The organism is Frigoribacterium sp. PvP032 (genome assembly GCF_017833035.1).
GTDB lineage: Bacteria > Actinomycetota > Actinomycetes > Actinomycetales > Microbacteriaceae > Frigoribacterium.
Genome location: NZ_JAFIBM010000001.1, coordinates 2,198,099 through 2,223,126 on the forward strand (window position 1 = coordinate 2,198,099; position 25,028 = coordinate 2,223,126).

Annotated in this window: 25 protein-coding genes; 7 read left to right on the forward strand and 18 right to left on the reverse strand. The window is 72.2% G+C overall.

All coding sequences use genetic code 11. The features are described from left to right. Positions 1 to 3 precede the first annotated feature (3 nt). From JOE35_RS10145 to JOE35_RS10165, 5 genes are all read right to left on the reverse strand, one after another. Positions 4 to 1,794, reverse strand: a complete 1,791-nt coding sequence (locus JOE35_RS10145) for a penicillin-binding protein 2 (RefSeq protein WP_307803032.1) — start codon at positions 1,792 to 1,794, stop codon at positions 4 to 6. Positions 1,795 to 1,869: 75 nt separating this feature from the next. Further along, positions 1,870 to 2,490: a hypothetical protein gene (locus JOE35_RS10150; RefSeq protein ID WP_209560975.1), complete on the reverse strand. Its 621-nt coding sequence runs from the start codon at positions 2,488 to 2,490 to the stop codon at positions 1,870 to 1,872. Next, on the reverse strand, positions 2,487 to 3,437 hold the full coding sequence (gene rsmH, locus JOE35_RS10155) for a 16S rRNA (cytosine(1402)-N(4))-methyltransferase RsmH (RefSeq protein ID WP_209560976.1): 951 nt from the start codon (positions 3,435 to 3,437) through the stop codon (positions 2,487 to 2,489). The genes JOE35_RS10150 and rsmH overlap by 4 nt, the downstream gene beginning before the upstream one ends. A gap of 101 nt (positions 3,438 to 3,538) precedes the next feature. Beyond that, positions 3,539 to 3,970 carry a division/cell wall cluster transcriptional repressor MraZ gene (gene mraZ, locus JOE35_RS10160; protein ID WP_123545558.1) on the reverse strand — a complete coding sequence of 144 codons (432 nt, stop codon included), beginning with the start codon at positions 3,968 to 3,970 and terminating at the stop codon, positions 3,539 to 3,541. Between the two features lie 287 nt (positions 3,971 to 4,257). After that, positions 4,258 to 4,671 (reverse strand): DUF3040 domain-containing protein, encoded by a 414-nt coding sequence (locus tag JOE35_RS10165; protein ID WP_209560977.1) that lies wholly within the window; start codon positions 4,669 to 4,671, stop codon positions 4,258 to 4,260. A gap of 98 nt (positions 4,672 to 4,769) precedes the next feature. Here JOE35_RS10165 and JOE35_RS10170 point away from each other — a divergent pair, with 98 nt between their 5' ends. Beyond that, the gene (locus JOE35_RS10170) at positions 4,770 to 5,891 is read left to right on the forward strand and encodes a polyprenyl synthetase family protein (RefSeq protein ID WP_209560978.1); all 1,122 of its coding nucleotides are present in this window, start codon (positions 4,770 to 4,772) and stop codon (positions 5,889 to 5,891) included. A 37-nt stretch (positions 5,892 to 5,928) separates the two neighbouring features. Here the strand turns inward: JOE35_RS10170 and JOE35_RS10175 are convergent, their stop codons facing one another. Next, complete coding sequence (locus JOE35_RS10175) at positions 5,929 to 6,285, reverse strand: Rv2175c family DNA-binding protein (protein WP_374099705.1); 357 nt, start codon at positions 6,283 to 6,285, stop codon at positions 5,929 to 5,931. A 198-nt stretch (positions 6,286 to 6,483) separates the two neighbouring features. Between JOE35_RS10175 and JOE35_RS10180 the strand changes: the two genes are divergently transcribed. Beyond that, a complete protein-coding gene (locus JOE35_RS10180; protein WP_245186091.1) occupies positions 6,484 to 7,875 on the forward strand; it encodes a LysM peptidoglycan-binding domain-containing protein in 1,392 nt (463 codons plus the stop codon). Between the two features lie 102 nt (positions 7,876 to 7,977). Next, positions 7,978 to 9,936 (forward strand): Stk1 family PASTA domain-containing Ser/Thr kinase, encoded by a 1,959-nt coding sequence (gene pknB / locus JOE35_RS10185; protein WP_209560979.1) that lies wholly within the window; start codon positions 7,978 to 7,980, stop codon positions 9,934 to 9,936. A 101-nt stretch (positions 9,937 to 10,037) separates the two neighbouring features. Here pknB and JOE35_RS10190 read toward each other — a convergent pair whose 3' ends face one another. The 3 genes from JOE35_RS10190 to JOE35_RS10200 form a co-directional block, all read right to left on the reverse strand. After that, positions 10,038 to 11,366 carry a class II 3-deoxy-7-phosphoheptulonate synthase gene (locus JOE35_RS10190; protein WP_192169469.1) on the reverse strand — a complete coding sequence of 443 codons (1,329 nt, stop codon included), beginning with the start codon at positions 11,364 to 11,366 and terminating at the stop codon, positions 10,038 to 10,040. 111 nt (positions 11,367 to 11,477) lie between these two features. Next, positions 11,478 to 12,167: a 1-acyl-sn-glycerol-3-phosphate acyltransferase gene (locus tag JOE35_RS10195; protein ID WP_209560980.1), complete on the reverse strand. Its 690-nt coding sequence runs from the start codon at positions 12,165 to 12,167 to the stop codon at positions 11,478 to 11,480. A 30-nt stretch (positions 12,168 to 12,197) separates the two neighbouring features. Then, positions 12,198 to 13,148: an ROK family glucokinase gene (locus JOE35_RS10200; RefSeq protein WP_209560981.1), complete on the reverse strand. Its 951-nt coding sequence runs from the start codon at positions 13,146 to 13,148 to the stop codon at positions 12,198 to 12,200. A gap of 121 nt (positions 13,149 to 13,269) precedes the next feature. Between JOE35_RS10200 and JOE35_RS10205 the strand changes: the two genes are divergently transcribed. Then, complete coding sequence (locus JOE35_RS10205; protein ID WP_209560982.1) at positions 13,270 to 15,123, forward strand: long-chain fatty acid--CoA ligase; 1,854 nt, start codon at positions 13,270 to 13,272, stop codon at positions 15,121 to 15,123. A 27-nt stretch (positions 15,124 to 15,150) separates the two neighbouring features. Here the strand turns inward: JOE35_RS10205 and def are convergent, their stop codons facing one another. Continuing rightward, positions 15,151 to 15,648 carry a peptide deformylase gene (gene def / locus JOE35_RS10210; RefSeq protein ID WP_133737430.1) on the reverse strand — a complete coding sequence of 166 codons (498 nt, stop codon included), beginning with the start codon at positions 15,646 to 15,648 and terminating at the stop codon, positions 15,151 to 15,153. 133 nt (positions 15,649 to 15,781) lie between these two features. Here def and JOE35_RS10215 point away from each other — a divergent pair, with 133 nt between their 5' ends. Further along, complete coding sequence (locus JOE35_RS10215) at positions 15,782 to 16,594, forward strand: ParA family protein (protein ID WP_146901198.1); 813 nt, start codon at positions 15,782 to 15,784, stop codon at positions 16,592 to 16,594. 156 nt (positions 16,595 to 16,750) lie between these two features. Here JOE35_RS10215 and JOE35_RS10220 read toward each other — a convergent pair whose 3' ends face one another. The 3 genes from JOE35_RS10220 to JOE35_RS10230 form a co-directional block, all read right to left on the reverse strand. Continuing rightward, positions 16,751 to 17,299, reverse strand: a complete 549-nt coding sequence (locus tag JOE35_RS10220; protein WP_146901201.1) for a MerR family transcriptional regulator — start codon at positions 17,297 to 17,299, stop codon at positions 16,751 to 16,753. Positions 17,300 to 17,453: 154 nt separating this feature from the next. Then, on the reverse strand, positions 17,454 to 18,152 hold the full coding sequence (locus tag JOE35_RS10225) for a MerR family transcriptional regulator (protein ID WP_209560983.1): 699 nt from the start codon (positions 18,150 to 18,152) through the stop codon (positions 17,454 to 17,456). Continuing rightward, the gene (locus JOE35_RS10230; RefSeq protein ID WP_209560984.1) at positions 18,152 to 18,697 is read right to left on the reverse strand and encodes an FHA domain-containing protein; all 546 of its coding nucleotides are present in this window, start codon (positions 18,695 to 18,697) and stop codon (positions 18,152 to 18,154) included. Before JOE35_RS10230 ends, JOE35_RS10225 begins: the two co-directional genes overlap by 1 nt. Positions 18,698 to 18,932: 235 nt before the next feature. On the opposite strand from JOE35_RS10230, the gene JOE35_RS10235 reads away from it, so the two are divergent. After that, entirely contained in the window at positions 18,933 to 20,363 is a 1,431-nt protein-coding gene (locus JOE35_RS10235) for a S1C family serine protease (RefSeq protein WP_209560985.1), read from the forward strand. 55 nt (positions 20,364 to 20,418) lie between these two features. Here the strand turns inward: JOE35_RS10235 and JOE35_RS10240 are convergent, their stop codons facing one another. From JOE35_RS10240 to JOE35_RS10255, 4 genes are all read right to left on the reverse strand, one after another. Beyond that, positions 20,419 to 21,315 (reverse strand): NUDIX domain-containing protein, encoded by an 897-nt coding sequence (locus JOE35_RS10240; RefSeq protein ID WP_209560986.1) that lies wholly within the window; start codon positions 21,313 to 21,315, stop codon positions 20,419 to 20,421. Then, a complete protein-coding gene (locus JOE35_RS10245) occupies positions 21,312 to 21,599 on the reverse strand; it encodes a hypothetical protein (protein ID WP_209560987.1) in 288 nt (95 codons plus the stop codon). The genes JOE35_RS10240 and JOE35_RS10245 overlap by 4 nt, the downstream gene beginning before the upstream one ends. Positions 21,600 to 21,770: 171 nt before the next feature. Beyond that, entirely contained in the window at positions 21,771 to 22,157 is a 387-nt protein-coding gene (locus tag JOE35_RS10250) for a VOC family protein (protein ID WP_209560988.1), read from the reverse strand. A gap of 90 nt (positions 22,158 to 22,247) precedes the next feature. Further along, a complete protein-coding gene (locus tag JOE35_RS10255; protein ID WP_209560989.1) occupies positions 22,248 to 23,201 on the reverse strand; it encodes a DnaJ domain-containing protein in 954 nt (317 codons plus the stop codon). Positions 23,202 to 23,309: 108 nt separating this feature from the next. On the opposite strand from JOE35_RS10255, the gene JOE35_RS10260 reads away from it, so the two are divergent. Further along, positions 23,310 to 24,455 (forward strand): glycerol dehydrogenase, encoded by a 1,146-nt coding sequence (locus tag JOE35_RS10260; protein WP_209560990.1) that lies wholly within the window; start codon positions 23,310 to 23,312, stop codon positions 24,453 to 24,455. A 106-nt stretch (positions 24,456 to 24,561) separates the two neighbouring features. On the opposite strand, the gene JOE35_RS10265 is transcribed toward JOE35_RS10260, so the two are convergent. Beyond that, positions 24,562 to 24,984, reverse strand: a complete 423-nt coding sequence (locus JOE35_RS10265) for a PGPGW domain-containing protein (protein ID WP_209560991.1) — start codon at positions 24,982 to 24,984, stop codon at positions 24,562 to 24,564. Positions 24,985 to 25,028 lie beyond the last annotated feature (44 nt).

The following is a 25,028-nucleotide window of genomic DNA, read 5'->3' on the forward strand; positions in this document are numbered from 1 at the left end:
CTCTCACCAGGTCTGGGGGATGGCCGGTGCGGGCTCCGTCGACGGAGGGACGCGGTACATCTCGAGGACCTGGGACATGATCTTGTTGAAGGTCGGCGCCGCGGCGGCCGACGTCTTCATGGTACTGGGCTTGGTGAAGGTCACGACGACGACGTACTTCGGGTCCTCGGCGGGGGCGATGCCCGCGACGGACACCACGCGGTCGGAACCGTAGCCCGTGCCGTCGGCGCGGGCCATCTCGGCGGTGCCGGTCTTCGCGGCGACCCGGTAGCCGGGGATGGTCAGGGCGTCCTTCTGCTCGCCTGCCGAGACGACGCTCTCGAGCATGTTCACGGTCGTGTCGGCGGCCCACGGCGACACCACCGTGGTGCCCGCGACGGCCGGTGCCGGCGTGACCGTTCCGTCGGCGGCCGTGCAGCTCTCGACGAGCTGGGACGGGAGCCGGACACCGTGGTTCCCGAGCGTCTGGAAGATGCTCGCCACGTGCAGCGCCGTCGTCGACACGCCCTGGCCGAACGTGGTGTTGATGCTCGTCTGCTGGTCCCACGAGCTCGCGGGTCGCACGCCCTGCGTCGGCTCGCCGAGGAAGCCAACGGCCGTGGGCTCGTTCAGCCCGAACTTGACCATGTAGTCGTGACGGGCCTGGGCGCTCAGGTTCTGGCCGAGCAGCGAGATGCCGACGTTCGACGAGTCGCGCAGGATGCCGGTCAGGGTGAGCCGCTCGGTCGGGTGGAAGCTGGCGTCGTGGATCTCGCCGCCCCACGGGAACGAACGCGAGTAGGGAACGGTCGCCTGGCTAGTCGGGGTGGCCTTCCCCGAGTCGAGCAGCATTGCTGCGGTCATGGCCTTGAAGGTCGAGCCGGGCTCGTAGGAGGCGGTGAAGGCCTTCGAGCCGAGGTCGCCCACGTCCTTCGTCAGGTTCACGTCGTTCGGGTCGACCGAGGGCCAGTCGGCGACGGCCATCAGCTTGCCCGTCGACACCTCCTGGACCACGGCCGTGGCCGACTCGGCGCCGATGGTCTGCGCCTGCTCGGCGATGGCCTGCTGGGCCATGTACTGGAGGTCCTTGTCGACGGTGAGCTTCAGCGTGCCGCCGGCCACCGCCTCCTCCTCGGTCACGGTGCTGCCCGGCAGCTGCACGCCGTCGGCGCCGCGCTCGTAGGTCTCGCTGCCGTTCGTGCCGGCCAGGCAGGAGTCGGCCGTGCGCTCGAGGCCCGCCTGGGGCCCGTCGGTGCCGACGAAGCCGGTCAGGTTGCCGGCCACCGAGCCGTTCGGGTACGTGCGGGCGGACTGCCGCTCGAAGTAGAGCCAGGACACGCCGCTGTTCTTGAGGTCGCGGACGGCCCGGAAGGCGTCGACGTCGACGCCCTTGACGAGGAACGCGAAGTTGGCCTCGGGGTCGCGGCTGAGCGCCTCCTCCATCTTGGCCTCCGACGCGCCGGTGATCTCCGCCACCTGGGCGAGCACCTGGTCCACGGACATGGCGACCTTGGTCTTCTCCCCGTCGGCGTCCGTCGTCGTGACGGTGACGTCGGCGGCGAAGGCCGGCGCGGCGGTGATGTTGTACCGGGTGACGCTGCCTGCGAGGACGGTGCCGTCGTTCGCGGTGATGTCGCCGCGGTCGCCGTAGGTCACCTGCTGGATCTCGCGCTTGTTCTGCGACTGGGCGTTGAGCTCTGCGGCCTGGACGAGCTGGATGTCGGCCAGGCGGACGACGAACACGCCGACCAGGGCGATCACGACGGCCATGGCCAGCGTGGCCCGGAGCCGGCGGCTGCGAGGGGCTGTGTTCACGAAGGTGTCCTCACCGCGGCAGGCCGTGTGGCGCCGGCCGCTGTCGTCGTCAGGTGCGCCCCGGAGGGCACACCGCTAGCGGGTCTGGGGAGCCGCGAGCTGGTCTGGGGCAGACGCTACCGACGGGGTGCCGGATCCTGCGGTCGCCGCGCCCGTCGTGGCCGAGTCGGCCGACGTGTCCGGGTCGGTGTCCTGGGCTGCCCCCGCGTCGGTCGCGGCTGTGTCCGGTGCCGCGGTCGCGAGCGGGACGCCGTCCAGCAGCGTGTTCGGGATCAGGTTGTCGGTGCCGTCCGCCGTGCCGTCGGCAGGGGCCGGGTCGCCGTGCACCGCACCCGTGGTCGGGTCGAGGTACACAGGGTTGGAGTTGCGGACCATGCCCAGCTGCTCGGCGTTGTTCGCGAGGTTCTGCGGCGACGAGAGGACGTCGAGCTGCTCGGAGTACTTCTGCTGGTCGCGCGTCAGCTCGGTCTTCTCGGCCTGCAGGTCGGAGATCGTGTACGCGCCGTCGCTCAGGGCGATGCTGATCGCCAGCTGCGTGAGCAGCAGCACGAAGAGGGAGGCGGTCGCCACGAGGGCGTACGCGATCCGCGGGCGTGCGCGACGCTGGGCCCGGCTCGTGACGATCTCGACCGGAGCACGGCGGGGCTCGTGGGAGGGGCGGCGCTGCGGGATCGGGTCGATCGCGGCGTTGCTCATGCTGTTCTCCGGATTCGTTCGGCTGCGCGCAGTCGCACGGGCTTGGCTCGGGGGTTCAGGTCGATCTCGTCCTCGGACGCGAGCTCGGCTCCACGGACGAGGAGGCGGAAGCCCGGCCGGTGCTCGGGCAGCTCGACCGGCAGCCCCTGGGGCGCCGTCGACGTGGTCCGGGCCGCGAGCTCGCGCTTCACGAAGCGGTCCTCCAGCGACTGGTAGGCGAGGACGACCATGCGGCCCTCCACGGCGATCCGGTCGAGAGCGGCGGGGACGGCCGCCTCGAGCGACGCCAGCTCGCCGTTGACCTCGATGCGGAGCGCCTGGAACACGCGCTTCGCGGGGTGACCCGCCCGCTGGAGGGCCATCGGGGTGGCGGCGATGAGGAGGTCGACGAGCTCGCCGCTGCGACGGAGCGGCGCCTCGGCGCGGTGCTCGACGATGCGGCGGGCGTAGCGCGGGCTGAGCTTCTCCTCGCCGTACTGGTAGAAGATGCGTCGCAGCTCGGACTCGGGGTACTCGGCGAGGATCGTCTCGGCCGTGACCGGGGAGGTCGGGTCCATCCGCATGTCGAGCGGGGCGTCCTTCGAGTACGAGAAGCCGCGCTCGACCCGGTCGAGCTGCAGGGACGAGACGCCGAGGTCGAACAGCACCCCCTGCACCTCGGAGATGCCGAGCCCGTCGAGGGCGTCGGCGACGCCGTCGTAGCGCGTGTGGACGAGGCGTGCCCTGTCGCCGAACGGCCGGAGGCGCTCCCCCGCGATCGCCAGCGCCTCGGTGTCGCGGTCGAGGCCCACCACGGTGAGGTCGGGGAACCGCTCGAGCATCGCGGCGGCGTGGCCGCCCATGCCGAGGGTCGCGTCGACGGCGACGGCACCGGGGCGCGAGATCGCCGGCGCGAGCAGCTCGAGCGTGCGCTCGAGGAGGACGGGGGTGTGGATCTGTTCTGCCATGGCTGACCGGGGCTGGATCCCGGGCCCTGATCCCCATCCATCACGACCTGGCACCGGGGAAGGTGCGCCAGGGCGGACGGCTGGGAGTCAGGGCCGAGGAGCTAGAAGAGCCCGGGGATCACCTCCTCCGTGGTGTTGGCGAACGCGGCCTCCTGGGCCTCGTAGTAGGTGTTCCAGGCGTCGGTGGCCCAGATCTCGGCACGGTTGCCCGCGCCGATGACCGTCAGGTCGCGGCCGAGGCCCGCGTAGTCGCGCAGCTGCGACGGGATGGTGACCCGGTTCTGCTTGTCGGGGACGTCGTCGCTGGCGCCTGACAGGAAGAGGCGCATGTAGTCGCGCCCCTCCTTGCTCGTGATCGGCGCCTGCCGGATGCGCGTGTGCATGTCCTCGAACTCGGCCTGGCTGAAGACGTAGACGCAGCGTTCCTGACCACGGGTCATGACGAGGCCGGAGGCCAGCTCGTCACGGAACTTCGCGGGGAGGATGATGCGGCCCTTCTCGTCGAGCTTGGGCGAGTAGGTGCCGAGGAACATGCGCCTCGCCCCCTCTCGCCCCGCACCCCGTTCGTGGCACGTGCCTCCACTTTACTCCACAATCCACCACCCGGATAGGCGCGGCGGGCACGAAAGTGCCTTGCGCCTCCTCAGATCCGCTCCAGTTCGGGGGTCGTGGGGGTGGAGGAGAAGGGAGGAACCACACCGCGGCCAGCGCAGGGGAAAGGTCGGACCACGGGCCCGCCCGCGGCCGGGAAGCCCCGGGCACACGAGAAAAGGGGCCGGCCCGAAGGCCGACCCCTGAGGTCGTGGTGCGAAGTGGAGGACTAGGAGCGGTCGCCGTCCTGGCGGCGTTCCCACCGGTCGTTGAGGCGGTCCATCATGCTGCCGCTGCGGGCCGGGCGGGAGGCCGCGGGGCGGGATGCGCCAGAAGCCGGCGAGGTCGCCGAGGGGCGAGCCTGTGCACCGCGGCGAGGAGGCGCCATCGCGAACACGGCACCGGCCACGAGGAGCACGAAGCCGGCGACGCCCACGAGGGGGCCGACGGGAGGCTGGCGGATGATGACGCCCGTGACGATGACGGCGATGCCGACGAGGGCTGCGAGCACGCCGATGACGACCATCGTGTAGTTCGGGCGCCCACGGCGCCCGCCGACCGTCGCCACGAAGTCGGAGTCGTTGCTGTAGAGGCTCCGCTCCATCTCTTCGAGGAGTCGTTGCTCCTGTTCGGAAAGTGGCATCTCTTTGTTCCCTTCGAGCACAGGCCCCGCGGCCTCGGGATCACCGCGTGTGGATACGGGCGAGTGTATGCCCGCGCGCTGTGGCTAGGCTAGGCAGCGTGGCTGAGAGTACGCGGTTAGTGGACGTCGTTCAAGAGCGCATCGATCGGTTCCTCGACGACCGCCGACCGGCCCTCCGGGGCATCGCCGACGACCTCTCCCCCTTCGCCCTGTTCTCGAGCGACCTGCTGCGGGGCGGCAAGCGGTTCCGTGCCCTCTTCTGCTACTGGGGCTGGCAGTCCGTGGCCGGTCGCGACGCGGGCTTCGACCCTCTCGGCGCCCCGGTCGACCAGCGGTCGCTCGACGCCGTGATGACCGCCTCGGTCGGCCTGGAGTTCTTCCACGCCGCCGCGCTCGTGCACGACGACATCATGGACAACTCCGACACCCGTCGAGGGCGGCCGGCCGCGCACCGTCGTTTCGAGGCCCTGCACCGTGACGGCGGCTGGTTGGGCTCCGCACCTGACTTCGGCACGTCGGCAGCGCTGCTGATGGGCGATCTCCTCCTGGCGTGGAGCGACGAGCAGATCAGCGAGGCCCTCGACTCCCTCGAGTCCCGGGGCGCGGCCCTCTCGGCACGACGCGAGTTCAACCGCATGCGCACCGAGGTCACGGTGGGCCAGTATCTCGACATCCTCGAGGAGAACGCCTGGCGGAGCGTCCCCGACGTCGACCTCCTCCCCCGCGCCCAGCGGGTCATCGTCTACAAGTCGGCCAAGTACAGCGTCGAGGCGCCGCTGACGATCGGGGCGGCCATGGCCGGCGGCACCGAGGCCGAACTCGAGTCGCTGCGGCGTTTCGGGCTCCCCCTCGGCATCGCCTACCAGCTGCGCGACGACCTGCTCGGCGTCTTCGGCGATCCCGAGGTGACGGGCAAGCCCGCAGGAGACGACCTCCGCGAGGGCAAGCGCACGGTCCTGGTGGCAACGGCCCGTCGGGCCCTGCCGCCGAGCTCGGTCCGGCTGCTCGACGAGCTGCTCGGCGATCCCGACCTCGACGACGACCAGATCGGCGTGCTGCAGGCGACGCTGCGTGAGTCAGGCGCGGTGGAGGCGGTCGAGCAGTCGATCACCGACCAGGTCGAGCGGGCCGTCGCGGCCCTCGACGGAGCTGACCTCGCTCCGTCCGCCAGGGCCCAGCTGACTCGACTCGCCGACACGGTGACGAAGCGCACCTACTGACGGCCAGAGGAGGCTGACGGTCAGAGGAGGCTGACGGTCAGAGCAGGCTCTGCGCGACCCGTCGGACCTCGGCCTTGCGCCCGGCGCGCAGCGCCTCGACCGGGGAGACGCCCAGGCTGTCCTCGACGGAGAGCATCCAGTCGAGCGCCTCGTCGTCGGTGAAGCCGTTGTCGGAGAGCACGGTCGCGGTGCCGCGGAGCTCGTGCATGGGCTCGCCGTCGACGAGGAACGCGGCGGGGGTCACGACGACGCCGTCGACCCGCGTGGAGATGAGGACGTGGTCCTCGAAGAGCCGGTGCACACGGCTCACGCTGAGGCCGAGCATCTCGACGAGGTCCGGCACGGCCAGCCACTCGGTGTCGTCGAACCAGGGCTGCTGAGAGAGATCGGTCACGGGTCAACCTTGCCACGGACACTCGGGCCTCCGCGCCGTTCCGTACTGCCGGAGACACGTCTGTCACGCGAACAACATGAGTCACACCCGTCACTGTGATTGACACGGGTGGCCTCCTGTGCCAACTTTGCAGCACGAGACACGCCGTCGCGGATCAGGTTGTCGACGTGTCGGACGCCACGACCCGAGGATCACCTCATGAACGACAGAAGCTCGGACCGCGCCCTCGACCTCGACGGTTCTCCCGACACGCCCCGCGCCACACGGCTGCCCGGCGCCGCCTTCGGACGGGGCGCCCTCGACGCCGACGGCCGCGGGGCCCGCTCGAGGGTCGCCCGCTCCATGCTCCAGACGGTCCCCATCATGCTCGTCGGCTCGATGGCCCTCAGCCTCGGCATGACCGGTCCCGTCGCCTCGCTGGCGCACGACCAGCAGCCCACGAAGAAGCCGCACGCCTCACCGCGTCCGCTCGCGCTGCCGCCGACCGCCGCCGCTCCCGCGCCCGAGACGTCCGTCGCGACGGTGGACGTCGCCGCGTCGTCGAGGACCGTGCTCGCGCCGTCGACCTACACGGTGGTGGCAGGCGACACCGTCGCCAGCATCGCCGGGTCGTTCGGGCTCAGCACCGCCTCCGTGCTGGCCCTCAACGGCCTCAGCTGGAAGTCGACCATCTTCCCCGGCCAGACGCTCAGCCTGGTCGCGTCGGCGCCGGCACCCGCTCCCTCCGCGACGACCAGCCCGCCGCGGACCGCCGCGGCAGGCAGCTACACGATCGCCCGCGGCGACACCCTCAGCTCGATCGCCGGCGCGCACGGCGTGAGCACCGCCTCCCTGCTCGGCGCCAACGGCCTGAGCTGGTCGAGCATCATCTACCCGGGCCAGGTGCTCTCCCTGCCCGGCGGGGCGTCGACGGCGGCGGCCCCTGCGGCGCCGGCTGCCGCAGCGCACTCCCCCGCCGCGGGCGCCGGGCACGTCATCCGGAGCGGCGAGACCGTCGCCTCCATCGCCCGGCAGACCGGCACGACCGTCCAGGCGCTCCTGGCCGCCAACGGGCTGAGCATGACGAGCACGATCTACGCCGGCCGCACCCTGGTGGTCCCCGGCGCCTCCTCGCCCGCTCCCGCCGCCGCGGCCCCCACGGTCGCCGCGGCCACCGTCGTGACCCCGCTGAGCGCCAGCGCGACCCTCACCGCCGAGCAGCAGCAGAACGCCCGCGTGGTCATCCGCGTCGGTCGTGAGCTCGGAGTCGGCGACCAGGCCATCGTCGTCGCCCTGGCGGCGGCGGCGCAGGAGTCCAGCCTCAGGAACATCGACCACGGCGACCGCGACTCCCTCGGCCTCTTCCAGCAGCGTCCGAGCACCGGCTGGGGCACACCCGCCCAGCTCACGGACGCGGCCCACGCGACGAAGCTCTTCTTCGGCGGTCGGACCAACCCGAACCCGGGCAAGACCCGTGGCCTGCTCGACATCCGCGGCTGGGCCTCGATGTCGCTGACGGACGCCGCCCAGGCGGTGCAGCTCTCTGCCCACCCCACGGCCTACGCCAAGTGGGAGGCGCCGGCGCGCACGTGGCTCAGCACGCTGGGCTGACCTGCCCCGGCGGCCTCGGCGGCGACCACGGCACCGACCTCGTTCGACACGCGCCGGTGAGCCGCCCCGGCCACCGGCCGGTCGACTCGTAAGATCGCCTCGATGAGCGCGAACCAGACTGACCCGATGATCGGCCGGCTCATCGACGACAGGTACCAGGTCCGCTCGCGCATCGCCCGTGGCGGCATGGCCACGGTGTACCTGGCCACCGACCTGCGTCTCGAGCGCCGGGTCGCGATCAAGATCATGCACGGGCACCTGGCCGACGACGCCTCCTTCAAGGAGCGGTTCATCCAGGAGGCGCGCTCGGCAGCGAGGCTCGCCCACCCCAACGTCGTCAACGTCTTCGACCAGGGCCAGGACGACGACAGCGCCTACCTCGTCATGGAGTACCTGCCCGGCATCACGCTGCGCGAGCTGCTGCAGGACCACAAGGTCCTCACGAGCGAGCAGGCGATGGACATCCTGGAGGCGGTGCTCGCCGGGCTCGCCGCAGCGCACCGCGCGGGCATCGTCCACCGCGACCTCAAGCCCGAGAACGTCCTCCTCGCCGACGACGGGCGCATCAAGATCGGCGACTTCGGCCTCGCCCGCGCCGCGACCGCGAACACGGCCACCGGCGCGGCCCTCCTCGGGACCATCGCGTACCTCTCCCCCGAGCTCGTGACCCGCGGGGTCGCGGACACGCGGAGCGACATCTACGCACTCGGCATCATGCTCTACGAGATGCTGACCGGCGAGCAGCCCTACAAGGGCGAGCAGCCGATGCAGATCGCCTACCAGCACGCCAACGACACCGTGCCCGCGCCCAGCTCGGCGAACCCTTCGGTCCCCGCCGAGCTCGACGAGCTCGTGCTGTGGGCGACGGCGCGCGACCCCGAGCACCGTCCCAGGGATGCCAGGGCGATGCTCGACCAGCTCGTCGACGTCCAGCGCGTGCTCGCTGATCCGTCGGGCGCTCCCCTCGGCCGCACCATGGTGCTCCCCGCAGCCTCCGCGACGATGGTCCTCCCCCGTGGCGGCACCGGCGAGACCCAGGTCCTGCCCAAGGCGCGTCACCGCACCGGACCGGTCGGGCCGGCTGCCGTCGACACCGTCTCCGAGCTCTCCGACGTGGCGCGTCGACGTCGACGCCGTGGATTCGCCTGGATCGTCCTGGTGCTCGTGCTGGCCGTGGTCGGCGGCGGCGCGGGATGGTGGTTCGGCGCGGGGCCGGGCAGCCAGGTCGCCGTCCCCGAGGTGACCGGTCAGGACCCGGCTGCGGCCACGGCCGCCCTCGAGGCGGCGGAGTTCGTCGTGGCCGACCAGAACGCCTCCGACTTCTCGGTCGAGGTGCCGACCGGACAGGTGATCGGGACCGACCCCGGCTCGTCCTCGCGCCTCCAGAAGGGCTCCACCGTCACGCTCGTCGTCTCGCAGGGCCCGCAGCCGCTCGACCTCCCGACCGTCGTCGGCCAGTCGGAGGACTCGGCCCGCGCCTCCTTGTCCTCGTTCTCCGTGCAGGACTCCGTGCCGCAGTTCGACGACGCCGACCCTGGCACCGTCCTCGCCGTCTCCGGGGTCGACGCCACGGGGGCGGCGGTCGACCTGGCCGGGGCCGCCCAGTACGGCGAGCAGCAGCCCGTCACCTTGACCGTGTCGCTCGGTCCTGTGCCCGACGTCGTCGGCCAGTCCGTCGAGGACGCCCAGGCCGCGCTGCAGGAGGTCGGGCTCACCGGCGTCGAGGCAGGTACCGAGTTCAGCGACGACGTCGACGAGGGCGCCGTGATCCGCGCCGACGCGCAGCAGGACGGTCCGATCCGCCCTGGTGCCGCCCTCGATCTCGTCGTCTCGAAGGGGCCGCCGCCCGTGACCGTCCCCGACGTCACCGGCAAGACCATCGACCAGGCCACGGCCCAGCTGCAGGCGCTCGGCCTCCGGGTCAGCTACGACCGGTGCACGGCGTTCACCTGCGCCTTCTACGACTGGGAGGCGAGCCTGCCGGTGCTGGCGACCGACCCGCCCGCCCAGAGCACGGCCGCCCGCGGGTCGACCGTGCGGCTCAGCTACCGCGTCGAGTGACGCCAGAGCCTGCCAGAGCCTGCCAGGGACCACGAAGGGCCCGCCTCCCCCAGGAGGCGGGCCCTTCGTGTCGGTCTCGCGGTGAGCCGAGGAGGCGCGGCCTAGTTGGCCGCGAGTTCTTCCGCCACGAGGAACGCGAGCTCGAGCGACTGCATGTGGTTCAGCCGCGGGTCGCAGAGCGACTCGTACCGCGTCGCGAGCGTGGCCTCGTCGATGTGCTCGGAGCCGCCGAGGCACTCGGTCACGTCGTCGCCGGTCAGCTCGATGTGGATGCCGCCGGGGTGCGTGCCCGCTGCGCGGTGCGCCTCGAAGAAGCCCTTGACCTCGTCCATGATCTCTTCGAAGCGCCGGGTCTTGTAGCCCGTCGGCGTCGTGAGGCCGTTGCCGTGCATCGGGTCGCTGACCCAGAGCGGGGTCGCGTCGGCGCCCTTGATCGCCTCGAGCAGCGGCGGCAGCGACTCGCGGATCTTGCCGGCCCCCATGCGCGTGATGAAGGTGAGGCGGCCAGGCTCGCGGTCGGGGTCGAGCACGTCGATGAGCCTGAGCATGTCGTCCGGCGTGGTCGACGGGCCGAGCTTCACGCCGATGGGGTTGCGGACCCGCGAGAGGAAGTCGACGTGGGCGCCGTCGAGGTCGCGGGTGCGCTCGCCGATCCACACGAAGTGCGACGAGAGGACGTAGGGGTCGCCCGTGCGCGAGTCGATGCGCGTCATGGGGCGCTCGTAGTCCATCAGCAGGCCCTCGTGGCTGGTGTAGAACTCGACGCGCTTGAGCTCGTCGAAGTCGGCACCAGCCGCCTCCATGAAGCGGATCGCCTTGTCGATCTCCTTCGCGAGGTGCTCGTAGGCGGCGTTGGCGGGGTTGGAGGCGAAGCCCCTGTTCCAGCTGTGCACCTGACGGAGGTCGGCGAAGCCGCCCTGCGTGAACGCGCGGATCAGGTTGATCGTCGACGCGGAGGTGTGGTACCCCTTCACGAGCCGGGCCGGGTCGGCCCGCCGCGACTCGGGCGTGAAGTCGTAGCCGTTGACGATGTCGCCGCGGTAGGCCGGCAGGGTCACGCCGTCACGGGTCTCGGAGTCGCTCGACCGGGGCTTCGCGAACTGGCCGGCCATGCGACCCATCTTGATGACGGGGACGGAGGCGCCGTACGTGAGGACGACGGCCATCTGCAGGATCGTCTTCACGCGGTCGCGGATCTGGTCGGCGGTGGCGCCGGCGAAGGTCTCGGCGCAGTCGCCGCCCTGGAGCAGGAAGGCGTCACCGCGGGCCGCGGCGGCGAGCCGGTCGCGCAGGGTGTCGACCTCGCCCGCGAAGACGAGGGGCGGCAGCGCGGCGATCTCGGCCGACGCGGCTTGGACCGCTGACGGGTCCGGCCAGGCGGGCTGCTGCTTGATGGGGAGCGTGCGCCAGTAGTCGAGCCCGTCGATCACGTCGGTGGTGGAGGCGTCGGTGACGGCGCCCGCGGACGGTTCGGCGATGGGGACCACGGTCTTCCTTGCAGCTAGGACGAGCCAGGGACCGATCGATCCCAGCGGTCGAGCCTACCGCGAGGAGGCCACGCGCTTCTCCTTCACGGAGGAGGCGTAGACGTCGGCGTACTCCTGGCCGCTGAGGGCGCCGAGCTCGTACATGATCTCGTCGGTGATGGACCGGAGGATGAACCGGTCGCCCTCCATGCCCTCGAACCGGCTGAAGTCGAGGGGCTCGCCGAAGACGATGCCGACCCGGCGGATCTTGGGGATCTTGGTGCCCGTCTTCATGACCTTCTCGGTGTCGATCATGGCGACCGGCACGACGGGGACGTGCCCCTCGAGGATCATGCGCGCGACGCCCGTGCGGCCGCGGTAGAGCTTGCCGTCGGGGCTGCGGGTGCCCTCGGGGTAGATGCCCAGCTGCTCGCCGCGCCCCAGGACCGACAGGCCCGTCGCGAGCGACGCCTCCGACGCCTTGCCGCCCGAGCGGTCGATCGACAGCTGGCCGGTCGCGGTGAAGAACAGGCGCATCGCCCAGCCCTTCAGGCCCGATCCGGTGAAGTAGTCGCTCTTGGCGAGGAACGAGATGCGCCGCTCGAGCGCGAGGGGCAGGAAGATCGAGTCGACGAACGAGAGGTGGTTGCTCGCGAAGATCACGGCGCCGGACGCGGGGACGTTCTCGAGCCCGCGGACCCAGGGACGGAAGACGGTGAGCATCAGCGGGCTCGCCACCATCGTCTTCAAGAACCAGTAGAGCATCGGGGCCCCTCCCTCTTCGGCGGTCGGAGTCTAGCGAGTGGACGCGTGCAGCCGGGCCAGGTCGGCGGCGCCCACGACGCCCGCGTCGTTGACCAGCTCGGCGATGACGAAGTCGGGCTCGGGGTGGAAGCCCCGCGCCGGCAGGTGCTCGTGGAACGCCTTGCGGACCGGGGCGAGGAGGAGCTCGCCGGACTGTGCCACTCCCCCGCCGAAGACGAAGACCTGCGGGTCGAGGATGGCGGCCAAGGAGGCGGCGGCCTGGCCGAGCCAGGTGCCCAGCTGGCGGAGCGCCTCGAGGGCCCCCGGGTCGCCTGCCTGCATCAGCGCGGCGACGTCGTGGCCGGAGAGCTCGCCCTTCTCCGCCCGTACGGCGGCGAGTGCCGAGCCGACGCCGCCGAGGTCGGCCACCTCGCCGGCCATCCGCAGCAGGGCGCGGCCGGAGCCGTACTGCTCGATGCAGCCGCGTGCGCCGCAGCCGCACGGCAGCCCGTCGGGGACGATGCGCATGTGCCCGAGCTCGCCGCCCGTGCCGAAGCCGCCGCGGAGCAGGCGGTCCTGGGCGACGACGGCACCGCCGACGCCCGTGCCGATGGTGAGCATCGTCATGTCGCTCGCGAGGCGGCCGGCGCCGAACCGGAACTCGGCCCAGCCCGCCGCGTTCGCGTCGTTGTCGATCGTGATGTGCAGGTCGAGCTGCTCGGAGAGCCTGGCCCTGAGCGGCTCGTTGCGCCACGGGATGTTCGGCGTGTAGTAGACGACGGACTGTGAGGCGTCGATGAAGCCGGGGGCAGCGACGCCCGCGGCCACCACGTCGGGGTGTCGCGCCTGGAGGCCCTTCACCATCGCGACGACGGCGTCGACGATCGCTCCGGCGTCGCCGGCGGGGGTCGGGACCCGTTCTTCGGCGACGATCTCGCCCAGCTCGGTGACGACTCCGCCCGCGATCTTCGTCCCGCCGATGTCAATGCCTATTGCCTGCACGATCGACGAGTCTATCCTCGGGCGCTCAGCTGCCGTTCCACGACGCCCGCAGGTCGTCACGGGACGCCAGGAGGGGCCACCGCTAAGCTCGTCGGACCCTGCCGGTGCCGAAGGAGCTGCCGTGAACGAACACACCGTCCCCCTCGTGGTCCCTGCCGACCCGACCGCCAACGCGACCGACCTGCTCGTGGAGCGAGCCGCGGCCACGCCGAACGAGCCGTTGTTCTCCGTGCCCGACGGCACGGGCGGCTGGACCGACGTGACCGCCGCCGAGTTCGCCGCCCGCGTGCGCGAGGTCGCCAAGGGCCTCATCGCGGCCGGCATCCAGCCCGGCGACGTCGTGGGCCTGATGAGCCGCACGCGCTACGAGTGGACGCTGGTCGACTTCGCCGTCTGGTTCGCGGGCGCGCTGCTCGTGCCCGTCTACGAGACGTCGTCGCCGAGCCAGGTGCACTGGAACCTCAGCGACTCCGGCGCCGTGGCGGTCTTCGTCGAGACGCCGGACCACTTCGCGCGCTTCGACGAGGTGCACCCCGAGCTGCCCGACGTCGCCCACGTCTGGCAGATCGACCTCGGCGACCTCGACAAGCTCGCCCGCTCGGGTCGCGGCGTGTCCGACGACGAGCTCGAGCGTCGCCGCACCCTGGCGAACGGCGACGACCTCGCCACCATCATCTACACGTCGGGCACCACCGGCCGCCCCAAGGGCTGCATGCTCACCCACGCCAACTTCGTCGAGACCAGCCGCAACGCCGCGGTGGCCATGGGCGACGTCGTGGCGCCGGGCTCGTCGACGCTCCTCTTCATCACCACCGCCCACGTCTTCGCCCGCTTCATCGCGGTCCTGTCCGTGCACGCCGGGGTGAAGGTGGGGCACCAGGCCGACACCAAGCAGCTGCTCCCGTCGCTCGCCTCCTTCCGTCCCACCTTCCTGCTCGCCGTGCCCCGGGTGTTCGAGAAGGTCTACAACTCCGCCGAGCAGAAGGCCGAGGCCTCCGGCAAGGGCGGCATCTTCCGTCAGGCCGTCGCCGTCGCGATCGCCCACTCGAAGGCCCTGGACGAGGGAACGGTGCCGCTCGGCCTGCGCCTCCGCTTCGCCCTGTTCGACCGGCTCGTGTACGGCAAGCTGAAGAAGGCCATGGGCGGCAACATCCGGTACGCGGTGTCGGGCTCCGCTCCCCTCGGCACCCGTCTCGGCCACTTCTTCCGCAGCCTCGACATCCGCATCCTCGAGGGCTACGGCCTGACGGAGACCACGGCGCCGGCCTCGGTGAACCTCGTGTCGCGCTTCAAGATCGGCACGGTCGGGCCGGCCCTGCCGGGCGTCTCGCTGAGGATCGACGACGACGGCGAGGTGCTGGTCAAGGGCGAGAACGTCTTCGCCGGCTACTGGAAGAACGAGGAGGAGACGGCCGCGGTCATGCAGGACGGCTGGTTCCGCACGGGCGACCTCGGCAGCCTCGACGGTGACGGCTACCTCACCATCACGGGCCGCAAGAAGGAGATCATCGTCACGGCGGGCGGCAAGAACGTCGCCCCCGCCGTGCTCGAGGACCCGATCCGCGCGAACCCGCTCGTCGGCCAGGTCGTCGTCGTGGGCGACCAGCGCCCGTTCATCTCGGCGCTCGTCACCCTCGACCCCGAGATGCTGCCGGTCTGGCTGAACAACGCGGGCGAGGCCGCCGACATGCCGCTCGCCGAGGCTGCCGAGCACCCTGCCGTCCTGGCCGAGGTGCAGCGGGCCGTCGACCTCGCGAACGAGGCGGTGTCGCGAGCGGAGTCCATCCGCAAGTTCGTCGTCCTGCCGATCGAGCTGACCGAGGCCAGCGGGCACCTGACGCCGAAGATGAGCGTCAAGCGGGCCGTCGTGATCAAGGACTTCGCCGGCCAGATCGCCGATCTCTACACCGTCTACCCCAACACGGAGTCGGTCAGGACCGTGTCGTCCGCGGACAAGCCCGACTCCGCCGCCTGACCGAGGGAGCTGCTGGTGGTGCGCCGATCAGGCCCGCCACCAGTCGCTCGCCCGGATCTGCCTGAGGGCGTCGCGACGGGTCTCGGTCTCGAGGGTCATGACGTAGAGGGTGCCGGCGAGGTGGTCGGTCTCGTGCTGGAGCGCCTGGGCCATCAGGCCGTCTCCCTCGAGCACGACCGGCTCGCCGTCCAGGTCGATGCCCTCGACGCGGGCCCGGGACCAGCGCGGAGTCGGGAACCAGAAGCCCGGCACGGACAGGCAGCCCTCCTCCACCAGCTCCTTCTCGCCCGACAGCTCGGTGATCTCGGGGTTCAGGACGTAGCCGACCTCGCCGTCGACGTTGTAGCTGAATGCCCGGAGCCCGACGCCGATCTGTGGCGCGGCCACGCCGGCACGGCCCGGCTCGCGCACGGTGTCGAGGAGGTCGTCGACCAGCGAGGCCAGCCGTGCGTCGCCCACCCGGACGGGGTCGGAGGGCGACCGGAGCACCGGGTCGCCGAAGAGTCGGATGGGTCGGACGCTCACGACGAGCACCTCCTGGGAACGGGACGGGGAACGGGGCTCTGGGCCGCCGGAGACAGAGGGAGCCTGCCGGGATCGCCCGTCGGGCGACGTGGCGTGCAGGTGCTTCAAGAATAGTGACGGTATCGTCGTCGTCGTGCATGTACTCAGCGTCAGTTCTCTCAAAGGCGGCGTCGGCAAGACGACCGTGACGCTCGGACTCACGTCGGCGGCCTTCGCCAAGGGCCTCCGGACCCTGGTGGTCGATCTCGACCCGCAGTCCGACGTCTCCACGGGCCTCGACATCACCGTCGCGGGTCACCTCAACGTCGCCGACGTGCTCGCGTCGCCGAAGGAGAAGACGGTCAGGGCGGCGATCGCCCCCAGCGGCTGGACCAAGGGGCGCACGGGCAAGATCGACGTCATGATCGGCAGCCCCTCGGCCATCAACTTCGACGGGCCGCACCCGTCCATCCGCGACATCTGGAAGCTGGAGGAGGCGCTCGCGAACGTCGAGGCCGACTACGACCTCGTCCTGATCGACTGCGCACCCTCCCTCAACGCCCTGACGCGCACCGCCTGGGCCGCGTCCGACCGCGTCACCGTGGTCACCGAGCCCGGCCTGTTCAGCGTCGCGGCCGCCGACCGGGCCCTGCGCGCGATCGAGGAGATCCGCCGAGGCCTCTCGCCCCGCCTGCAGCCCCTGGGAATCATCGTCAACCGTGCCAGGGTCCAGTCGATCGAGCACCAGTTCCGCATCAAGGAGCTGCGCGACATGTTCGGCCCCCTCGTCCTCAGCCCTCAGCTGCCCGAGCGCACGTCGCTGCAGCAGGCCCAGGGCGCCGCCAAGCCGCTGCACGTCTGGCCCGGCGAGAGCGCCCAGGAGATGGCACGGAACTTCGACCAGCTGCTCGAGCGCATCATGCGGACGGCGAAGATCGGCGACTACGCGGAGCCTGCCCCGCGCTGAGTCGGTCCGCGCTGTATCCGACCTGATCCGTGCCACAGTCGCGGCGTGTCACAGCCGGTTCGTGCAGCAGTCGACGCGTGTCACGACCGGTTCCAGCCGCAGTCGGCTCATGCCGATGCCGCAGCCGGCAGGCCGGAAGTCATCCGCCGCCGAGCGTCAGCTCGCGCGGTCGCCCCGGCGTGCGGCGAGCTCGTCGGAGGGATCTGCCGCCGGAGTGCTGTCGAGCTCGACGAGGCTGGTCTCGACCTCGCGGAGGACCTTGCCGACGGCGATGCCGAAGACGCCCTGTCCGCGACTGACGAGGTCGATGACCTCGTCGTTCGAGGTGCAGAGGTACACGCTGGCTCCGTCGCTCATGAGCGTGGTCTGTGCCAGGTCGCTGACCCCCGCCTCCCGCAGCTGGTTCACGGCCGTGCGGATCTGCTGGAGGGAGATGCCGGTGTCGAGGAGGCGCTTCACGAGCTTCAGCACGAGGATGTCGCGGAAGCCGTAGAGACGCTGCGAGCCGGAGCCGGCAGCGCTGCGGATGGTGGGCTCGACCAGGCCGGTGCGGGCCCAGTAGTCGAGCTGGCGGTAGCTGATGCCCGCGGCGCGGGCCGCGACGGTGCCGCGGTAGCCACTGTCGGCGTCGAGCTCGGGCATGCCGTCCGTGAAGAGCAGGCCCCGCTCGTAGCGGGATCCCTCAGGGGAACCTGACTCGTTCATGCACTTGCCTTCCACGTCGCGATCTGACCCGAAACATTCAACACCGGGTTGATGGTTCGACCTGGTCCCACGGTACCCACATCGGGTGCTCGTCGAGGCGACATCCGCGTCGAGGAGTCGGCGTGTCGAGGATATTCGTCGACGGCGCCGCCGTCTACGTGTCGAGGCGGTCGAGGGCAGAGCGGATGAGGGAGGTGCGGACCACCTCGAGCTGCCCGGCGAGCTCTCGGGAGAGCTCCGCGACCCGGGCCCGACCGGCAGGGTCACGACGACGCGCGACCGAGGCGAGCGCGCTCTCGATGAGGCTCAGCTCGCGCTCCGCGGCCGCGCGGAAGCTGCGCAGGTGACGGGGCTCGATGCCTGAGCGACCGAGCTCGACGAGTGCCACGAGGACTGCCAGGGGCTCGTCGCCGTAGGACTCGGACGGCGAGATCAGGGACGACGCGATCGCGTCGTCGAGCAGGGCCGAGGAGGCGCCGGACTCGCGGAGCAGGTCTGCCCGGGAGAAGCGGCGCACGGTCGAGAGCATCGACACGGGAGCCGAGCCCGTCGGGAGCGTCGAGGGCCGGCCGGCGTCGAGGTCGTCCAGGTGCTGGCGGATGACCTTGAGCGGCAGGTAGTGGTCGCGCTGGAGGCCGAGGATGAAGCGCAGGCGCTCGACGTCGGCCGACGAGAACTTGCGGTAGCCGGACGCCGTGCGCACGGGCGTGACCAGCTGACGCTCTTCGAGGAACCGGAGCTTGCTGTTGCTGAGGTCGGGGAACTCGGGCTTCAGACGCGCCAGGACCTGCCCGATCGTCAACAGGTCGGCCGCCCCGGTCGGCGACGACCGGGCGGCGGCGGAGCCGGGCACTACTGGAGCGCCAGGTTGGCCAGGTCGACGCGCGAGGCGTAGAAGGTGAGGCGGAACTTGCCGACCTGCACCTCGGCGCCGTCGCTGAGCAGGGCCTCGTCGATGCGGACGCCGTCGAAGTACGTGCCGTTGAGCGACCCGAGGTCGTTGACCGTGAAGGTCGTGCCCGACCGACGGAACTCGGCGTGCTTGCGGCTGACCGTGACGTCGTCGAGGAAGATGCCCGCGTCGGGGTGCCGACCCGCGACGGTGACGTCGGAGTCGAGGAGGAACCGGGCGCCGATGTTCGGGCCCCGCCGGACGACGAGGAGGGCAGAACCGGACGGGAGGGCAGCCACGGCCTCGCCCTCGTCGGACGTCGCCCCGCCCTGGAGGGCGGCCAGCTGGGCCTGGTACTCCTCGTTGAAGCTGAGGGTGGTGTCGACCTCGCGGGAGGACCCGGGGACGCCTTGGACCGGAGTGTGCGCCGTGTGGCCGTCGACACGGGCGTCGCCGTGCTGCTCGGGGCCGTGCTCGTCGGACACGTGGTGAACGGGCTCTGCCATCGTGGACCTCCTTCGGGTGACCAGCGTATCGGATCGACGGCACCCGGCGGCAACGCTTTTCCGGGCGGTCCGCAGCGGGGCGGGCGGGCGTCCGCCTAAGGGAGGACAGGACCAGGGGCTGTCGGCGGTTCCTCCGAGAACTCACGACCACCTCCTCGACGGTTCATAGGGAACTGATGGGCGAGCGCCGTTCCATGGTCCTCATCACCTCGACCACCGCCTCAGGAGGCACCTCATGAACGACCGCGAGAGCGACGCCGACCGCACCGCTGACCAGCCGACGCCCGCGACGACGCCGACCCCGACCCCGACCGACGCGGCTCCGCCCGAGGTGCACACGCTTCCCCACGTGACGGGTGCCTCCGAGGCCCGCTTCGTGTCCGCCGCCGCCGAGGACCCGGCCGCGACCCAGGGCCGTCCGGCCGCGGTCGGGCCCGAGCTGCCCGCCGCGTTCGGCCCCCGGCCCTCGCGCCGCCGCCGCCCCGGCCGGTGGGCCCTCGTCACGGGAGCGGCCGCGGTCCTCGTGCTCGGCATCGGCGGGGCCGGCGTGGGCGCCTGGTCGCTCGGCCACTCCGTCGGCCTCGCCGCCGCGGAGGCACGCCAGCAGACCTACCAGCTCTCGCCCCAGCAGCTCCCGTCGCAGGGCTCGCCGTTCGGCAGCTCGGACGGGTCGTCGTCGGGAGGCCAGCTGCTCCCCGGCCAGGACCAGGGCGGCACGGGCGGGACCGGCACCTCAGAGTCGTCCGCCACCGCGGCCACCGCGGACGAGACGCAGGGCGTCGTGACGATCGTCAGCACCCTGAACTACGACCCGTCGTACAGGTCGGCCGGCACCGGGATGGTCATGACGGCCAACGGGCTCGTGCTCACGAACAACCACGTCGTCCAGGGCGCCACGAGCATCGAGGTCACCGACGAGACGACCGGGCAGGCCTACACCGCGAAGGTCGTCGGCACCGACGCCACGAACGACGTCGCCGTGCTGCAGCTCGAGGACGCCAGCGGGCTCACCCCCGTCGACTTCGACGCGTCGGGCGCCGTCGCCACCGGCGACGCCGTGCACTCGACCGGCAACGCCGGCGGCACGGGCGACCTGGTCACGGCCGAGGGCACGGTCCTGGCCACCGACCAGGCGATCTCGGTCGCCAGCGAGACCGGCAGCGGCACCGAGTCGCTGTCGGGCCTGATCGAGCTGCAGTCCGACGTCGTCTCCGGCGACTCCGGAGGGCCTCTGCGCGACGCGGACGGCGAGGTCGTCGGGATCGTGACCGCCGCCTCCTCGGGCACCGCCCCCATCACCGGCTACGCCATCCCGATCTCGCACGCGCTCACGATCGCGAGGCAGATCGTCGCGGGTCAGGGCAGCTCGACGGTCCAGATCGGCCTGCCTGCCTTCCTCGGCGCGCAGATCTCGGGCACGGCGACGGGCACCGGGGCAGGCGTCCCGATCGCCGGCACCGTCCAGGGCAGCGCCGCCGAGTCGGCCGGCCTCGTGGCCGGCGACACCGTCACCGCGCTCGACGGCACCCCCGTCGCGGACGCCTCCGCCCTCACCGCGGCCGTCCAGGCACACGACGCGGGCGACCAGGTGCAGCTGACCTGGACCGACGCTGCCGGCACGAGCCACACCGCGACGGTGACCCTCGGCGAGGGCCCCGCGGCCTGACCGCAGCGAGCACGAAGGCCCTCCCTCCGCATCCGGAGGGAGGGCCTTCGTCCGGTCAGCCGAGCAGGTCGAGGAGACGCCGGGGGCCGACGACGGACCCGCCTGCTGCGCGGACGCGGTCGGCCAGGCCGCGATCGGCCGTCACGACGACGACCCTGGGGTGCGCTCCCCCCTCGGTCGCCGAGGCGACGCGCTGCTCGACCTCCACGACGATCGCGTCGTCGCCCTCGCCGGTCGCGCGACGCACCGTCAGCCCGTCGACGTCAGCGGCGTCGCGGGCCCTGCCCTCGAGGACGACCGTCGTCGTCGGCCACCAGGACGTGGCGGCGCCGGGACCCTCGGGCGGAGCGTCGGACAGGAGCCCGGCAGGCAGGCCGACCGCGAGCGCGTCGGCCAGGGACCCGAGGAGGCGGGCGGCGCCTCCTGCGCGGTCGCGCCACCAGCCGTCGGGCCGGGACCCCACGACGTTCGCCGCGTCGACGACGAGGTGCACGTCGTCGTCGAGCTGGGCCCGGAGGCCGGGCCACGAAGCCGCCAGGCCCGGGTGCAGCGGCAGGACGTCGAGCTCGGCGCGCGGCACCCAGCGCAGCTCGAGGCTCTCGGCGTCGGAGATGACAGGGTCGAAGGCGCGCGTGACGGCCGCGACGACGGTCGTGTACGACCAGAAGCCGAGGTCGAGGACCGACTGGGAGCGGAGGCGGAGCGCGTCGGCCGGGACGGCGGCCTCCTCGCCGGCCTCGCGAAGCGCGCCCGCGACGGCTGTCTCGTCGAAGTCGCGGGCGCCGCCCGGCAGGCCCCAGGTGCCGCCGAAGTGGCTCCACTCGACGCGGTGCTGCAGGAGGACGCGGTCGTCGGCGTCGACGGCCAGGAGGCCGGCGGCACCGTTCCGGCCCCAGAAACGGCGGCCGTCGGGGCCCTCGACCCAGCCGTCGGCGGGTCCGTGGACGGTCACGACTGCTGGGACAGGACGACGAGGCCCGCCACGGTGCCGAGGACGGCGAAGGCGCCGAGCACCAGGCCGACGATCGCGAGGACGAGACCCGAGCGCAGGGGGCCGCGGGCCCGCAGTGCGCGGCTGCGCCGGATGCCGAGCACGCCGTAGACGAGGGCGCCGAGGGAGAACACCACGTTGAGCGCGGGGATCGGCACCGCGAAGGCGAGCACGCCGGCCGCGACGGACAGGAACGCCGCGATCGGTCGGTCGGAGGCGGGGCGGGGGTCGGCGTCGCGCGTCATCGCTGGTGCTCCTCGGTTCGGTGGCCCCAGGTTACCGGCCCCCGCTCCGAGGACGACCTGACACCCAACCGGCCGGCCGGGGACTCCGAACGAGGACAGGGGGCTGGCCCGGAACCCGATGTCGGGTCAGCCCTCCACTCGTGCTGCCGCCGTCTCGGTTCCCCCCTGCAGTCACTGCTGCTGGACGGAGAAGACGTTTCCTGCGGGGTCGTGGAACCAGGCGATGTCCGGGCCGTGGCCCGAGGCGCGACCCCGGACGACCTGGTCCTCGCCGGCCCAGGGCCCACCGGGGTCGGGGCTCAGCCCGCGCTCGGCCAGGTCGGCGAGGGCGACGTCGAGGTCGTCGACGACGAGGTTCAGGACGGTGAACCCGGCCGGGCGGTGGTCGTCCTTGCCGTACACCAGGACGTTCGCGGCGCTGCCGGGCAGCTGGAGCTGCAGCATGCTGCCGTCCATCAGGGGCGTGACGGCGAGCCCGAGCACCTCGCCCCAGAACTCGGCCGCAGCCGGGACGTCGTCGACGCTGAAGCCGCTGTAGGCACTGACGGGCTCGAACACGGGGCCTCCTCGATCGGGTCACCAGTGTGCTCCACGGGGCGTGCCGCAGGGAAGGGCCCACCGGGCTCCTGCGGCCGTCCGGCGATCGGCTCAGACGAAGCGGACGGTCTGCTGGAGGCGCTCCCGGATCTCGAAGACGTCGGAGAGCGCCGTCCGGTCGCCGAGCTCGGGACCGTGCCGCAGCACCTGGGCGAGCAGCGACCTCCGGAGCACCCAGGTGCTCCCCCGTCGCCCGCGCCCGACCTGCTCGAGCGCCGTGGGCAGGTCGTCGTCGGGGACGACGACCAGCTGGTGGGTGAACGACACCCGGGTCTCCCGCCGGACGGCGCGGGCCTGCCTCGTCACGTCGCGGACCGGCTGCTCGTCGAGGGGGATGCCCGGGCCGACCAGGTCGCCCTTGGACACCGTCACCTCGCTCCCCCAGTCGGACGACTGCACGGCGAACAGGCCGGAGGGGCCGAGCACGATGTGGTCGAGCTTGCCGTCGGCGCCGGCGTCGACGTCGCTCCAGATGGTAAAGCCGATGCCGAGCCCGGTCACGATCGCGACCGTCGCCTCCTCGGCCAGGGCGTCGGCGAGCACGTGCCGGATCTCCGGGGGCGCGCTCCGCACGAGCGCCTCGTCGTAGGGGTCGTCGAGGGGCACGCCGCGGCCGACCCACTCGCGCATCAGCGACAGGTAGCGCTCGCGGTTGGCGCCGCCGGGGTGGCCGTGCACCCGCGCTCTCGGCCGGGAGTCGGTGCGCTGCGGGTCGCGGGGCGGCGGGGCCCAGCTGGGGGCAGGCGTGGCGGACGAGGAGGCGGAGCCCGCGGGGCCGGACGCCGTCGACGACGGGCGGCGACGGTCGTACGCGGCCCGCGCCTCCGGCGTGCCGACCAGCTCCCAGGCGAGCTGCAGGTCGCGGAACGCCGACGCGCTGCCGCCGAGGTCGGGGTGCGTCTCGCGGGCGAGGCGGCGGTAGGCCCGTCGCAGGTCGTCGTCGGAGGCCGTGGAGGGGACGCCGAGCACCTCGTAGGCGGTCGCGGAGGCAGGACTGGGCGTCACCCCGCCACGATATCGGGCCGGGGCTGGGCTTCTCGTCGACGTCCACCGGACGCGGAGGCGCCCCGCCTACCGTGCACGCCACACGTCCCCCACGAGAGGAAGCACCGCATGCCCGTTCCCGTCCGCACCGTCATGAGCCCCGCCCGCTACGTCCAGGGCAAGGACGCGATCATCCGCCTCGCCGAGTTCGTCGCCCCGATCGGCAGCCGGCCCCTCGTCGTCTCCGACGACGTCGTCTGGGGCCTCGTCGAGGAGGCGGTGGGGACGAGCTTCGCCGCCGAGTCGCTGCGGGTCGAACGGGTGCCGTTCGGCAAGTTCGCGACGCCCGCCGCGATCGACGAGCTGGCGGAGTCGATCCGGTCGTCGGACGCCGACGTCGTCGTGGCCATCGGCGGCGGCAGCGCCATCGACGCGGCGAAGGCCGCCGGACACGCCACCGGCATCCGCTGGGTCAGCGTGCCGACCGTCGCCTCGACCGACGCGCCCACCTCGGCCCTGGCCGTCGTCTACACGGACGAGGGCGAGTTCATCGAGTACCGGTTCTTCCCGCGGAACCCCGACCTGGTGCTGATCGACACTCAGCTCGTCGCGAACGCGCCCGTGCAGTTCCTGGTGGCCGGCATCGGCGACGCGCTGGCCACCTGGATCGAGGCGCGCGCCTCGGCGAAGGCCGCCGCCACCACGATGGCCGGCGGACTCGCGACCCAGGCGGGCACCGCCCTGGCAGAGCTGTCGTGGCGAATCATCCACGAGAACGCCCTCTCGGCCCTCGACGCGGTGCGCGACGGCATCGTCACGCCCGCGCTCGAGTCGCTCGTCGAGGCGAACACCCTGCTGTCAGGACTCGGCTTCGAGTCGGGCGGCCTCGCCGCAGCGCACGCGATCCACAACGGGCTCACCGCCGCACCCCAGACGCACGGCCTGACCCACGGCCAGAAGGTCAACATCGGCTCGCTGACCCAGCTCGTGCTCGAGGGTGCGCCCCGGGCCGAGATCGAGGACTTCGTCGAGTTCACCACCCTCGTGGGGCTGCCGAACACGCTCACCGAGATCGGCCTCAGCACCGACGACACCGAGGAGCTCGAGGCGGTGGCCGCGGCCGCCACCGTCGAGTCGGAGACCATCCACTCGATGCCGTTCCCGGTGACCGCCGCCGACGTGGTCGCCGCACTCACCTCGATCGAGCGCCTGTCACGGTCGATCCGGGCCGCCAAGGGGCTCCCCGAGCCGGTGAAGTACGAGGCCTCGCACTAGCCACCACGCCTCGGCGTCGGCGACACGACGGAGGGCCCGTCCACGATCGTGGACGGGCCCTCCGTCGTTCTCGAGCTCTCGTGCCCGAGCTGACGTACCCGAGCTGTCAGGCCCGAGCTGCGGCGCGGCTCACTCGCCAGGCCCTCCACCGCAGCCGGAGGCGGTGGGCGAGTCGACGGACGGCCTGCGTGACGCGGTGGGCCGCCGGGAACTCGGTGCCGAGCACGGCGACCCCGACGAAGACGATGAGCCAGCCGGGGCCGGGCAGCGGCACGAGCACCAGCCCGACCGCGATGACGACGACGCCGGCCAGTGCCACGCCGACCTTGTAGGCCACGCGGAGGCGGGGATGGCCGTCGAGCTTCTCGCGCCCGGCACGCCAGCGGGCGCGAACCCTGGCCGTGCGGCCGAGCCCCCGGTCGGACGCACCCGGAGTCGTCGCGTCGCCACGCGTCTCGTCGCTGCGAGCCACGTCGTCGTGCGGGCCGGCGGCGGACCGGGAAGTGGCCACGGCGGTCTCGGAGGTCATGCCGAGAACGTAGGCCGCCCGCCTGGCAGACCCCGCCGTGGCGC